The sequence below is a fragment of the Lacrimispora amygdalina genome, from assembly GCF_900205965.1.
Taxonomy (GTDB): domain Bacteria; phylum Bacillota; class Clostridia; order Lachnospirales; family Lachnospiraceae; genus Lacrimispora; species Lacrimispora amygdalina_A.
Genome location: NZ_OAOF01000012.1, coordinates 1 through 14478 on the forward strand (window position 1 = coordinate 1; position 14478 = coordinate 14478).

Genomic DNA, 14478 nt, shown 5'->3' on the forward strand with positions numbered 1-14478 from the left:
TACCACCAGCCAGTACTGTTCTGCTGCCACTGACCTGCATATGCAACTGTTGCTGCTCCTAAGGCAAGCGCAGCTGTAATTAACATTAATAATATTTTCTTTTTCATACTATCCACCTCGATAATTAAATTAGTCTGTATTAATCAATTATAACGAATAAATTAGGAAATAAGTATTTACACCATTCTACACGCTCATTTACCATATAGCCCTCTGGAATTATTGTATTTAGTATTTCTAATACATTTCCTCTCCTTTAAATCAAGAAATTAATTCACTCTTCAAAAAATTATTATTCTTTTTCATTAATCATTTTTGTATCTTTATTTAAAATACCGTTTAAATTTAATGGGAAACTATATTGGGACTCAAAAGAAATCGGCCACGCTTTTATATCTAAAATATTTTTCATTGTAAAATCCAACTTATATGCCACATCTTCAAATCCTGTTTTATCTAAGATAACTATTTCTTCAGAATCAACATATTCAAATTCAGCAGTTCTTCTCCTGAAGTCATGTAATTTAGATGCTTCATAAAATCTTTCATAGCAATCATAAGCCGATTCTCTGTCTCCTGCTCCCTCATAATATTTTCCCTCAAGATATGAATAGATCGGTGCTGCAGCACTCAATAATTCAGCCAAGAAACGTAATATTCCTAAAAATATGATTCCAAAAAGTTTCAAGAAGAACATTAGAAAACTGATAATAAATGGTGGATTTCTTTTGAATCTACGCTTGTTATCTTTCTTTAGTTCATCTTTCGTCATTACTGTACGTAATTTTTCATTCCATTCTTCATATTCTTTTCTACATCTTTTTTCGAATTCAGGATACCATATTTGTATTTCCTTCTTCGCTTCTTTCATCTTCTTTTTATATAATTTCTTGTATGCACGTTCCTCCTTTTTATCATATTGTTCAATCTTGTTTTCTGGAAAAGAAGGCATTTCTTCCGGCCCTGGATACCTACCTTCTTCAAATTCAAGTTCAGGAATAATAAAGAATTTACCAAGATCATCTATAGCCCAATAATCTGTTATCATTACAACTTCAACTTCTTTAACTTCGCTCATATTTCCTCCAATTTTGTTTTTATGCTTTGCTTTCAAATGAGCTTCAAATAATGCAATAATAGATTATCCAATATATTTATCTCATGAACACTTGTAATTTTACTGGATAAACTATCCTAGAGAAGTCTGAATCTATAGCTACCATTAATTCAGTTCCACCCGGCAGCAATAACATCCGTCATCATTCTTATACTACCAATCTACAGAATCTTGTTTCCATATTCCAGCGAATACTGGCAATGTCACACCCGTTGACAACAACAGAGCCAGTCCAATAGACTTTTTCTATACTTTTTCATACTCATATTCTCCTTATAGATTCTACCATTTTTTGGTAAATACAAGTTAAGTTTAATGTCTTATACAGGGATTGTCAATTCTTTTGATATTCCGGTCTATAACTAATGTTTAACTCCGGCTAACTCTACTCCCAAAATTTAATAAGTCTTAGACAGCATAAAGCTTCAAATTGGTTGTACGTTATGTGCCTGATACACAGTCTTTTAACTAGTTCCTATCACACTGATAACAGTCAATTTTAAAGAGAGAATTTATGAAAATAGTGCTTTAAATATGGCATAAAAAAAGACTCTCATAGGAGTCTTCTTTATATGCTATATTTAATATTTCTATGGCATTCATAAATTAAATTTGGTTTCTATTAATCCACTAAACTTATCTTATGACTGATATCTGTCAATATATGGTTTACATTTTGACCATGGAAGTTTATATTTCCTTCTCCACTAAATCTTTTTTTGTGAATCAATCCTCCTATAGCAAACACAACTGCAAGATTAAAGTTAGTTACCTCTGCACATATACTATCGTCTGACTTCCTAAAATAATAAATTCCATCAGTATATATATAGTCGTGAATATCACCTACATTATATATGTCATCCGTTGTTACTGACCCTGTATTTCGCAAGTGTCCTACTGTTATGGAATGATTTCCTGATGAAACAAATGTGACACCATATGGGAGCCATAACGTTACTTGATGATTATTATCTTGTATCCATTTATCTTGAATATTATCCATAGCTCTTGTTAATCTCCATATATTCCATGGCCTTGCTATGATTGGGTCTTTTCCTAGAAGAATCGACTCTTTTGTAGATACCCTGTTTTGATCAACTAATTTTCCAAATGTTATTTGTTCTCCATAAAAGTTTTCATATAAATAATTCCCGTACTTCTTTTCCTCATAAGGAAGTAGATTATTACTTGAAAACTGAGGAACTTTATGATCATCATGGGTAGATATTGTCTTATAAATAACTTTATTATATTCTAAATCAACCAATTCCTTGATCAGTAGATATATTGGATGTGTCTCTGCCTCTGTATTTATTTCTAGTAATTCCTCTGCCACAAGGCATATTTTTTTTAATTCCTGCCTCTTTTTATTTTCTTCGAATATTCTTTTTATCTTATTGTACATATACCATTCCTCTTACTTAAATACAGGAATACGCCATTTACCAGTCTTACCTAATTAACATCGCTATTAAAGTTATTTACTTTAGGCATAAGCTGATCACACAATATTACGCTTAGCAGCACCTGTTTGAAATATATCAAAATGCTGATTCTTTAAATCATATGTTATTTTTATAATTCCTATTCCATAAGAACCATTAAAGACATCTGCAGTACAAGCCAATTCATCAATATAATTTTTATAATTCTTCAAAACATCTTCATTAGGATTTGACATTACGCCACTTCGAATAGTTTTTTTAAAAACCGTTGAAACACCAAATTTAGATCTCATTTTTGGATCTAATAATTTTACTAAGTTTTCTCCACTATGTCCGCCATGATGCGGAAGTTTTATGTAATGATATACCGACGGGATATCTTCATTTATTCTTTCGTTTATAATTTCTCTTATCGTTTGATTTTCCAAATCTCCAGTAAATAATAAATTAATCTCTCCCTTTTTGTTTTTAATTTCAACAAGTATTCCAATGCTTAATTTATTAATCTCTTCATCATTTATTTCTTTGCATATTATGTCTGTACATGGAGCAATACATTTAATTTTCATCTGAGAGATTAAATCACCTGCATTTTCAAAAGAAATTTCATCAAGTATATTACCCATAGCTTCTGATTGGCTAATATTCCATCTTATCTTCCGTCTATAATTTATTTTACCGATTTGATTTTTGATATTATTACAACTTGGAGAATAAATATCTGGTGTATTTAAAATTTGGGAGGTGATTATTTTTGTGTTATTATTGCAATATCTTTCTAATATCTTATCAATTCCCAATGTATGATCATCATGAGGGTGCGTCCAGATTAACATATCTAATCTAAATTTGGGTGATATTTTTTTTAAATCTTCTAAAATTTGTAACGTATAATTATATTCTTCCTCTTCATAACAATCAATGACTATAGAATATAATATTCTTTTATCTGGTATATTACTATGCAAAACCAAAACACAGCTTTCACCTTCAGATGTATAACCTATTGTATAAATAGATATATATAAATCATCAATTTCTGTTAGAATAGTTCTTTTTCTATCTCTTACCATGATTAGAATTCCTGTCCGTAAATTCTATGATATGATTAACATCCAATCTATTTTTTTGACTCTTTTGAATTCTTTCAAATGTATTAATTTTCTCACTTTGAATAAAGTTATTTTTTGATTTTATTTCATGACTTTTTTTAGACTTTATCGAGAAATCCTTAAACTCATTCATTTTTATTAAAACCTCCCAACACTTTATCTGTTGTACCCACAACTAAATCCGCAGCAAATGAAAGAGTAATATGTTCAATGAAAATTTTATAACATATATCATTTAAATCAACAAAACTCTTTTTTATTCTTTGTATAGTTTCTTGTGTATCATCCTCTATTTCAAATCCTTCTAATCTTACATTCATCTTCAAACTTCCCTGAAAAGCCTGAGTATCCTCGTATTCTCCTCGTTTCACTTCTCTTGAAACATGAACGTCATATTCATCAAAATTAAATAAAGAATCACTTCTTAAATAAAATCCGTTTGTATTCTTATTTTTTCTAGATAATGCATAAGCAATATCACCGAAAATATTTTTATTAAAACATTGATATAACCGAAACAATGTTGCACATATTATTCTATCACGTTTATTTATTGTAATTCTATTTATTTCCGTATAAGCATTTTGAATTAAGCAATTCATAATTTCAGAAATCAGATTAATCTTTTCATTTAATTTATGAGTACATTTATAGTCAAGTTTTATAATCACGAACATAGTGCTGATTATGATTTGTTCCATTCCATCTTTGGCTGAATACCTAAGAACGGTTTCCGTTTCTAAAAGCCGCTTTTTTGAGGTAATACTCATTACATAAGAACTTCTATCTTCATAATCATCGATTTCGGACTCATATAATTCAGTCTTTGCTCTTTTATATATACCTGGTGGAAATAGTTGTGTGAATTCATTGTCAATGTATCTGTTTATTATATCTTCAGTCATCCCGCCTATATCGATTATTAGTTCTGTATAATCGTAAATATTGGCTTTTATCTGTTGCTGAGATATTTGATCCTTTCTTGTGTTATACATATTTACTACCTCATTTCTTAACAGTAATATTTCAGTTTTACGGTATGTCTCTCCGAATATCTATAATTATTAGTAGTAGAGATTTCGAACAATTACTATTTATTATATGTAAATGTTAACTTTTTTATTAAAATATCTGTACTCTTGTATTCTAGAAAGATTTTTAGTCTATGATATTATGTTTAAACTGGTCAATATACAACAGAATGTCTGCTATAACTAGATACATGTATTATAACAGATAAAGTAAGAACCATCAATTAAGAATATAATAGTTGTGCCTCTCGACAGGTTATGCAGCGTTTGCTTAATAGCATTATCCGATAACTCAGTCTTATTTTTTCTTTTCCATTTGTATTTTGGCATAATCCTGGACAGTTTTTATATCTACCTTTTCTCTCTCATTATCATACATTATAAAAATCTGGTGATAATCAGCTTTTGTTTCCTCCTGCTTTTTGCTGATTATTGTAAATGAGTTCTTTATCATATCCATATATGCTGAGAACTGTTTGTCACTAAGCCCGGCCGGTATAGGTGCGTAAATATCTGCATTGTCTATATTAAGCCTAAATGCTACACCACTTTCTTTTTCTTCAGTTATATTTTTCCTAACTGATATCTTTGCAACCATATAAAGCAGACATTTCTTTAATGCATCATAGACTGCCGGCATCATTAACCCGCTAATTAACAAGTTTGTTATATCTGGATTTAAAAAAATGGGTATGGAGTCAAGGACTGAGTTTATAATAGACCGATGTTCAAGAAATGCTATGCCTATATCATGTCTACTCAGCATCAATCTTATTTCCTGTTGCTCACTTGGCCTTAATGGCGCATTTTCTGTTGCAATTGATAATTTATATTTATCATCATATACCATATAAAAACCTCCACTTTTATATTATCCCTTCATTTTACCATATTTTATATAACAATTGATACTAGGAATCCAAGAAAAAGTTTGAAACTTAATAGAAAATTGACTATAATAATACAGTAAATATTTGACTTATATAGAAATCTTATTATTTTAAATTTAATAATGCTTATCATATAATGGAGGTAAAAATACTTGGGAAAGAATATTCTTATTATCGGGAACGGATTTGATTTATACCACAATCTTCCCACTCGTTATACAGACTTTTTAACATTTACTAATGAATGGGAAACTTTCAAATATAAATATGAATCCTATCTCAATCCTAAAACTGGCAAAATAGAACAGTCCGGATATGATCCAACTGCGCAGTTTCTTGTGCCTCTTGGTTCATATGGCGTACTTACAAATGAATCCATTATAGCGTTTGCTGAACATGCACTTTGCTTTGAAGAATCCCATATTCAATATTTAAATGAACATTTAAATTCTAATGTATTGTTACAATACTTCAAAACCACTAATTATCAAAAAGATGGCTGGATTGATTTTGAAAAAGAAATTGAATACGTCTTAGCGTTTATTGAAAAATATTATAACAGGATATTGCCAAATTCTGTGGGAAAAATATTATCCACAGTCCTACAACCTACTGAATGCACCATCTTGAATACTATTACTGCTTATGCACCAGCTCCCTACAAAAATTTAAACACCGGACTTATCACTCTTTTTGATATATATCCAGAAGATTTAAAAAAGCAAAAAACAGCTTTACTTGAATCACTAAAGCAAGAACTAGATATATTAAATAAATGTCTGGGCATTTATCTGGATGAATTTGTTGGGCGGCTAAAATGTTCAACATATTCAGAGCAAATAAAAGAGTTATCTGAAGTGTATCTACTCAATTTTAATTACACATATACTTACAAAACCGTTTATGGAGGAAGGAAACTGTCAGAAATACACTACATACATGGATGCCTTGGAGAGAAAAATTTAGTTTTGGGAATCTCTGATAACTTTACCGATAATTTGGACTATGTCTATTTTCAAAAGTACTTCCAGCGAATACAAAAAAGAACCGGAAATGCATACCGGCATTGGTTAAATGAGACAACTAACAGTATTGACGATACCTCTAGTACAGTCTATATTATGGGCCATTCTTTAGATATAACGGACAAAGGTATATTACAATTCTTCTTTTTAAGCCACTATGTAGAAAAAATAGTTATTTTCTACCACAATCAATCATCTTATGAAAACGAAATAATTAATCTTGTAAAAATGTTTGGTCAAGATTATATTATTGAGCAAACAGCATTTGAGAGAATAAAATTTAAGAAATTAGGACCTGCGGTTGAAGGATGTGTAAGATAGAAACAGTATATAAATAAGGCCCATGGATTAAGCTATTCCATGGGTCTTTATTCGTCATATAATTAGTATCCCTGTATCGACTCTAATGTATATCCAAAGAAACTATCCTTATTTGGGATAAACGTTGCAATGACGGATCCTCCTGTATTTAATTCTTCCACATTAAATTCTGTTTTGTAACTTCCACTGACAATTAATTTACCATCTTTCATTTTAAAATTTGTTAGAGATGGAGTTGAAACGCCTTCACCATCAGCTCCAGTAATAATGATTTTGTCTCCTTTGAAAGTAATAAAAGAATCCTGCACTAGTGCTGTTTCGCTAAGCTTCTTCCCATACATATCTGCAAGATGATCTAATGCCTCAGCTTTATCAAATGAACGTCCAAACTCATTTGCCTCTACATTTTGTATAATCGCATTTTTTTCATAGGTATTATTTAAATGCCAATCAAGTAAGTTTGATAAATCAGCATCTAAAAATGAGGAGGTATGTACCAAAAATTCTTTTTTGTCAAATGTGTCTAAATAAATAATTGGAGACAACAGAGTTTCCATCACTTGTTTTTGTTCGGTTGTAATCTTCAGACCCTGAACTACTCCATTTACTACCCACTGGCCCTCACTGTTTAAAGTATATCCTTCAACATTCGTGTTTGCAGCCATGTAACCATTATCAGAAAAATAATAACACTTACCATCAATCCAGGTCCAACCAGTAGCATAACTCCCATTATCATTTTGATACCACCAACCAGTACTATCCTGCTGCCACTGTGAACCGTATGCCGCCGTCGCTGCTCCAAAAGTCATCACTGCTGACACAGCTAACATCAATAATTTCTTTTTCATACTGACCTCCTCACTTATTAATTAATCCAATATATATTATAACTGTTTTCGATGAAACAGCAAGTATTTGTTAGTTAAATGGGTTAGAGGCCCTATATTTGCTTCTTTGGTTGTTCCTTCACTTAATATGGCTTCTTAAAAAGTCAGGGATCATAGCTTATCAATAAATATTTTAAATTTATTTATCCAAAGTCAAAATTCCTATCATACTGTTTACAAATCAAACATAGCAAAGGAGAATAATATGTTAAAAATTATGATTGGAATACTAATAATCTGCGCCACTGCCTTCTTCGTTAGTCTGTTCACACTTATCAAAGCATTTCAGAATGAGGATGCTGACAAAAAGCAAAAAGCTGTCTCTGGCTTTATAATCACTCTACCAGTAGCATTTTTAGATTTAATTTGTATAGTAATTAACATCATTTTTTATTAAATCAATTGTTCCAAAGTCAAAGTTTTTTATACTAATATGTTTATGTAATAAGTGCCAACCCTTATTGAAGTAACAATACAGAAGCTGCAGTAACCCAAATGGTTACTGTGGCTTTAACATTTTTAACCTACATTTCCTTTGCCATTTACTTTTCTAACTAAACCTTTTTCTCACTTCTCTTTAATTGTATTAAAAATCTGATAAAACTTCCGGTTAGATAAACTAAAAAGTCAATCTCTTGTTCATCAGCTGTATTATTATGTTTGGCTTCATTATTATTGTACGTTGTGTAGTGGGTAAAAAGAGTAGTATACATATTTGAAAAATGTTTTGAAACATTATGTGATGTTAAATAATCTCCTATTAAACTCTTCTGATTTTCTAATGATTTTTCATTACAAAAGAATTCTTTTATAAATAATTCAAGTGACAATCTTAAGTTATCAACCAAATCTCTCGGATCTGCTTGATGTAAAATCATTTTTAATGTTTTATTGTACTGTTCTTTTGTTCGAGGGTATTCACTTAGCCAATTTAGAACATCGTAAACCAATGCTTCATCAAATAAAGTTTCTGTTGCCGGATAAAATTCATAGCCTTCTGGCGACTTATATAATGCTGCATTAATGTTAGAAGTGAGAAGGTCCTCAGCTATTGCATTAGTTAACCAGACTAACTCTTCATTTTCTTCTTTAACAAGATAACTAATAACTATTTCACAAATCATTAATACAGGAACCAATTGTTGCTCCTCACTTAATTTTAGCATTAAATTATGTAAATCAGATCTACTATATATTGAATTGTCTCTATCAATATAATATTGCTTTCCTAAGATTTGGAAAATCTGGCATGTGACATATTTCTTAGCGTAATCATAATCATCATAATTTTTAAATAAGTAATCAAAACGATTATTGACTTTAGTTATAAAATCTTTAATATTATTTCTATCCTTTTTTAAATATCCAAATCGATTAGCATACTTTTGCAACATTTCAACGTTTATGTTCTGCGATGCATCAACCTTCTCATAATTATTGACCATTTGATTATCTCCTAATATTTTTATTTTTCACTTTAAACTATAATTATTATATCATAAAAAAAATTATATTACAGCAGGTTTAATAATTCAGAAGATCGAAATTATTGTTTCTAACGAGTTTAGAAATACATCCTAGTTTTAATTAGGCACAAAAATAGACACAGGCAATCTGTGTCTATAAAAACATATAATAACAATAAAAATGCATACTGTATTAAATGAATTTGTCATTACTTTATTTATTATCTTTAATAACTTTCATTTCTATAATTTTATTAACAAAAAAATCAAAATCGTAAGTCTTATTCCATTCTAATATGGAAAGAATCTGTTCTAGCTGCTCTGGACTTAACTTAAATTTTTCATAACTATTAAGCCTTGAAACAATTTCCTGATATTTGTTTTCTGATAATACATTTTCTTTCATTTCTTCCGTAATACTTTTAATCCAGCACACGGTACAATCATTGCTATATTTGGGCTTTCTAAGTTTCCCTTTATTTAATAGACAATACTTATCTGAAGCTTTAATCCATTCGTAAGGACAACCGCATTTATATAACATATTTGCTTCTATCTCATCTTTTTTAAGTATTTCAATTAATCGTTGTGCCTGCAATATCTTTTCTGGAAGAACCGTTAAGGGATCTAAATCTTCACATGCCTGAATAAAAGCATCTTTCTTTTTTTCTGACATTATGGTTCCAGCCATATGTTTCACCTATCCTATTCTTTACAAATTCGATCAATTCGAATTAAAACCTCGCTATTGACGAGTTTATAAATCCACATTTAGTGAATTCATGCTTCGATAAGGTTAAATTTGCAAATAGAATTAATAACAATATTACGGTAATATCTATCACCATCAGCAGATTCTTTTTTTAATGTCTGAATATTGCCAACAGCACAGACTTTGTCACCAACTCTAAACTCTTCCATATAATTGCCAACATTTCTTTCATACAAGAATGTCTGGATATTATTCACTCTTCCGTTATAGAAGGTTCTGATATTGATTGTTAATACACCTCTGGCCGGAGAGGCAATCTTAGAAACGGTCCCTTTCAAATACACTTTATTTTCTGCTTCAACATAAGCTCCACCCGTATACCCAAATACAGCTAGTTCCTTTTTGGATTCCTCAATTGATAGTCCAATGATTTTTTGATCATAAAATTCTCTGCCTGTATCTTTAGCTGTTTTTTTCTGTGTTTGAATCATTCCTTCAATTCTTACAACATCACCTTCTTTATAGTTACTGTTGATTACATCTTTTTCTGATCCATAAAAAGAAATTTCAGGATAATTGTAACAAACGTCACCCTCTTTTGCTACATTTGGCATACTTAACCTTGGTGTTTTAATTGTAAAATTAGTAGCAATACCATTTGCGAACTTTCTTACAATTGGTCCCTGAACAATAATTTTATTTAAATCTTGATTTTCTAATCTTTCCATATTTGATTCTCCTTAAAAATAATTTGTGTTACAATAAAAATATGTTAGAAGGTATTCCCAAAAATGGAAAATTTAGGTTACTTTTATTTTTTTAATTTTTTAATTATAATTGTTGTCAAAAGTAATACTTTGAATTATTATATATATATGTAATTATTCATAAAAACATGGAAATAATATTAACAAATATATTGTTATAAGGAGATCATAATATGAATGACATATTGTCAGTAGAAGAAACTGAAATCATATTACATGGTTTTGAAACTATCCATGATACAGCCTATTTCATATTAAGGAAAAATGGCGTTTTCATAGTTTCAGATGCTGAGGAAATTACAGCGAAAACCATCAAATGTCAAGTGATCAACAGAAAAGTGTTCGATGAAAATTTAATAAGTGAATTAAGAAAAAGAGGTTTTGATTCCAATCTTTTCGGAAAGATACATGAAGAATATTATTGCGAAAATCCAAATTAAGAGTTACGGGATATTTACATTAATAAAACTTTATTTCATCATTTCGAAAAGACAAAATCAGACACTCTATCCATCAAACTTAATCCCAAATTACAAACTCAGATTGTTTTCATTTTATTATCTTATATCTTCTCTTTATTCAGAGTATATCTATGCCACTAAAACATTAAATCAAATTGAGGGTAGTTGAAACAATCAGCTACCAAACGCTCAGTCAAATATCAAAGAGGAAATTAACGTTACAATAATTATCTTAAACCTTTCCACTCCAAGAGAACATTGCTCAATCTTCATTAAAACAGTCAAACTTAGTAACAGCAAAGGACCCACACCATTCACTTGGTGTGAGTCCTCTTTTATATATTAGCCTGCAAAAGACGTTCCATGATCTTATCTCCGATTTCAATTGGAACAACACCCAACGAATTGGCATTGATCGCACGGTCCTCCTTAACCAGATTAAAGTTTCCATGTATTGTTTTGCTCTTTTTTAATTTCCTTAATCCAGCATTGTTATATTTCTTTACTTTATCGATCTGAATTCCAAGTCTTTCTGCGATGTTCTTAAAAGACATATTTTCCTCTCCGCCTAGTCCAAATCTCAATGTAATGACTGCTGCTTCATTTTCAGGCAAACTGTTCACTGCTTCACGAATTATTAGTGCTGTTTCGTTTTTTATGTACTCTTCTTCCGGAGAATCACACCTTTTACTCATTTTTGAATCTAAATAATCAACGGTATCATAATGAACTTCATTTGAACTTTCCATAATTCTTATTGACTGCGAAATTGTTTCAGCTGAAATTCCTGTTTCCTGGGCGATATCTTTAATCGTCCACTCCCTTCCCTCATGTTCAAATTTGTTTATAATTTTCTTAACTCTTACAATATTAGCAGAATAATGAGATGTCGTTTTATTAATATTAGAATTAATATATTCGGTCATCTCATGTAAAATATATATATAGAAATAAGTAGTTGGTTTACTTTTTCTTGCATCATAAGAGTCAATTCCTTTAAGAATTCCCAAGATTCCTTCCTGATATAAATCTTTTGTGTACTTTTTAAATGTCGAAAAACGGCCCTCAATAACATAATATATAAACATATCAAGCTTTATGATCATCTCTTCCTTTGCCTGAAGAGTCAATTGCATTCCCTCATTATATTCTTTTACTGCTTGATCATATGCCTCAGCAAGATAATCTTCTACCTTCTCAGGCTTTAAAATTAAATTCGGAATCTTTTTTGACTCATCCAAATTTAAAATACTTCTTATAATAGCTTCTGCTCTTGTTGCCATGGACTTTCCTTTGTTGTATTTGTCCATAATCTCTTCCGGACTTTTGGTAGATGATTCTTCATTTGTTTCAGCTAAGTTAATTTTTTCGATTTCTCCATCGAATTCTTCGGCTTCTTCAATTACTTCATCTGTTCCAAAAAAACTTACATTTTCGTTTTTTTTCATACTCTCACCTCACTAATTGAACTACCACTACTTAAGAAGCAGTGGATTCTCGTTTCTATTGCAGCCGCAAATTCGTCTCCGACGAAGTTTGAACTCTATATAATTGAGCTTACTTTTCGTCTTATGCCGCATCCACGAGCTCTTCAGGCCGTTCCGGCCTTGTTATTATTAAGTAACTATTCTTAGTCCTTCATTTAAGATATTAATTGCACTATTCTTGTCTCGATCATGCATAGAACCACATTTCGGACAAATCCATGTGCGGATACTTAAATCTTTAACCTCCGAATTCTTATAACCGCATATGTTGCAGATCTGGCTGGATGGGAAGAAACGGTCTACTTTTGCTACCTCTTTTCCATACCAGCCTGCCTTATAGATAAGCTGTCTTATAAACTCAGACCATGATACATCAGCGATGTTTCTGGCCAGCCTATGGTTCTTAATCATCCCGGATACGTTTAAATCCTCAATGCAGACGACATCGTACTCTTTTATAATTCTGGTACTGAGCTTGTGAAGAAAATCATTCCGCTTGTTTTTGATTTTTTCCTGCAGTTTAGCAACCTTTATACGTGCTTTGTTCCACCTGCAACTACCGATTGTTTTTCTCGACAGTGACTTTTGGAACCTTACCAGTTGTTTCAAATCATTCTGTAGATATTTGGGATTTTCGATACTCGCAGAGGGATCTGAAAATATCAAAAAATCTTTAATACCTAAATCAAGTCCAACAGACTTACCTGTTTTAGGTAATGTAACAACTTTTACTTCTTTGCAGCATACGGATACATAATATTTCCCGGATGGTGTCTGACTGACTGTAGCGGATAGTATCCTACCGCTTGTAGGTCTGGACACTTTTGTTTTTACTAAACCTAACTTAGGAAGCTTAATGTGTTTGCCAAACAACTCAATATTTCTATTCGTATATTTTGTAGTATAGGAATAGGAGTGTGTTTTCTTTGACTTGAATTTAGGAAATCCTGTTTTGGGATTTTCAAAGAAGTTTTTAAAAGCAGTTTCAAGATTTTTTAAAGAGCTTTGTAGTGCAATTGAATCCGCGTTGTTTAGCCATTCAAAATCTGACTGCTTTTTAAGTCTAGTTAAATCACTGCTGCATTTTGTATAGCCGAATGTGGTTTTATCAGTTTCATATACTTTAATCCGTTTATCTAAGTAATGATTATATACGAAACGGACGCATCCGAATGTCTGATTTAATAATTGTCTTTGCTTTTTGTTTGGATAAATTCTGTACTTATAAGACTTCTCTATAATTCAGCTGCCTCCTTTTTATATTTATATATTATAATGTTTATTTGTCTTTTGTTAACCAAAAGTAAAATCCGTCTACGACGGAGTTTGATCTCTTTAACGTGAGTTTACAATTCACCTCTAACTTATAGAATTCAGAGTATTCTTGTATTCTTAGATAAAATAAGAAAGCAAATCTTTATTACTTGACAGGGCATCTTTAATAAAATCTAATAGCCAAGATGCCACTGCAAGATCTTCAATTTTTACACCGCTAACTTGAACCCAATGGTTATAAAATTCCATGGGAGAAGTATCTTCATTCAATGATTCTTGAATAATTAACTCTGAAATCATCTGTATTAATTTTTCTCTGTTCATAATCGCTCCCAATTCAATACATATATATATTATAATTGTTTTTTGCTATTTGTTAACTAAGTTCCTAAGTGGGATAAATTTATTATATACAGAACGTATGTTCGTGTCAATACCAAACATACCAAAAAAATAAATTAGAATTCAGCTTGGCT

Annotated in this window: 14 protein-coding genes; 2 read left to right on the top strand and 12 right to left on the bottom strand. The window is 30.7% G+C overall.

Annotated elements, in window-relative coordinates; all coding sequences use genetic code 11:
• Window positions 1-292 precede the first annotated feature (292 nt).
• The 5 genes from CRO04_RS15635 to CRO04_RS15660 all read right to left on the bottom strand — a co-directional run bounded on the left by CRO04_RS15635 (window position 293) and on the right by CRO04_RS15660 (window position 5558).
• Complete coding sequence (locus CRO04_RS15635) at window positions 293-1078, bottom strand: hypothetical protein (protein WP_097005204.1); 786 nt, start codon at window positions 1076-1078, stop codon at window positions 293-295.
• 661 nt (window positions 1079-1739) lie between these two features.
• Window positions 1740-2525: a DUF6710 family protein gene (locus tag CRO04_RS15640; RefSeq protein ID WP_097005205.1), complete on the bottom strand. Its 786-nt coding sequence runs from the start codon at window positions 2523-2525 to the stop codon at window positions 1740-1742.
• Window positions 2526-2621: 96 nt separating this feature from the next.
• Window positions 2622-3638 carry a hypothetical protein gene (locus CRO04_RS15645; RefSeq protein ID WP_097005206.1) on the bottom strand — a complete coding sequence of 339 codons (1017 nt, stop codon included), beginning with the start codon at window positions 3636-3638 and terminating at the stop codon, window positions 2622-2624.
• 164 nt (window positions 3639-3802) lie between these two features.
• On the bottom strand, window positions 3803-4672 hold the full coding sequence (locus CRO04_RS15655; protein WP_097005208.1) for a hypothetical protein: 870 nt from the start codon (window positions 4670-4672) through the stop codon (window positions 3803-3805).
• Between the two features lie 334 nt (window positions 4673-5006).
• Entirely contained in the window at window positions 5007-5558 is a 552-nt protein-coding gene (locus CRO04_RS15660) for a hypothetical protein (protein ID WP_097005209.1), read from the bottom strand.
• 192 nt (window positions 5559-5750) lie between these two features.
• Here CRO04_RS15660 and CRO04_RS15665 point away from each other — a divergent pair, with 192 nt between their 5' ends.
• A complete protein-coding gene (locus CRO04_RS15665; RefSeq protein ID WP_097005210.1) occupies window positions 5751-6944 on the top strand; it encodes an AbiH family protein in 1194 nt (397 codons plus the stop codon).
• 62 nt (window positions 6945-7006) lie between these two features.
• On the opposite strand, the gene CRO04_RS15670 is transcribed toward CRO04_RS15665, so the two are convergent.
• From CRO04_RS15670 to CRO04_RS15690, 4 genes are all read right to left on the bottom strand, one after another.
• Complete coding sequence (locus CRO04_RS15670; protein WP_097005211.1) at window positions 7007-7795, bottom strand: hypothetical protein; 789 nt, start codon at window positions 7793-7795, stop codon at window positions 7007-7009.
• 593 nt (window positions 7796-8388) lie between these two features.
• Window positions 8389-9279 carry a hypothetical protein gene (locus CRO04_RS15680; protein ID WP_097005213.1) on the bottom strand — a complete coding sequence of 297 codons (891 nt, stop codon included), beginning with the start codon at window positions 9277-9279 and terminating at the stop codon, window positions 8389-8391.
• A gap of 235 nt (window positions 9280-9514) precedes the next feature.
• The gene (locus CRO04_RS15685) at window positions 9515-9991 is read right to left on the bottom strand and encodes a hypothetical protein (RefSeq protein ID WP_097005214.1); all 477 of its coding nucleotides are present in this window, start codon (window positions 9989-9991) and stop codon (window positions 9515-9517) included.
• Window positions 9992-10080: 89 nt separating this feature from the next.
• Window positions 10081-10740, bottom strand: coding sequence for a single-stranded DNA-binding protein (locus tag CRO04_RS15690; RefSeq protein WP_097005215.1), 660 nt, complete (start codon window positions 10738-10740; stop codon window positions 10081-10083).
• A 212-nt stretch (window positions 10741-10952) separates the two neighbouring features.
• Here CRO04_RS15690 and CRO04_RS15695 point away from each other — a divergent pair, with 212 nt between their 5' ends.
• Window positions 10953-11219, top strand: coding sequence for a hypothetical protein (locus CRO04_RS15695; RefSeq protein ID WP_097005216.1), 267 nt, complete (start codon window positions 10953-10955; stop codon window positions 11217-11219).
• Window positions 11220-11575: 356 nt separating this feature from the next.
• On the opposite strand, the gene CRO04_RS15700 is transcribed toward CRO04_RS15695, so the two are convergent.
• The 3 genes from CRO04_RS15700 to CRO04_RS15710 all read right to left on the bottom strand — a co-directional run bounded on the left by CRO04_RS15700 (window position 11576) and on the right by CRO04_RS15710 (window position 14326).
• On the bottom strand, window positions 11576-12688 hold the full coding sequence (locus tag CRO04_RS15700) for a sigma-70 family RNA polymerase sigma factor (protein ID WP_097005217.1): 1113 nt from the start codon (window positions 12686-12688) through the stop codon (window positions 11576-11578).
• Between the two features lie 168 nt (window positions 12689-12856).
• A complete protein-coding gene (gene tnpB / locus CRO04_RS15705; protein WP_330400865.1) occupies window positions 12857-13969 on the bottom strand; it encodes an IS200/IS605 family element RNA-guided endonuclease TnpB in 1113 nt (370 codons plus the stop codon).
• Window positions 13970-14119: 150 nt separating this feature from the next.
• Entirely contained in the window at window positions 14120-14326 is a 207-nt protein-coding gene (locus CRO04_RS15710; protein WP_097005219.1) for a hypothetical protein, read from the bottom strand.
• Window positions 14327-14478: the final 152 nt, after the last annotated feature.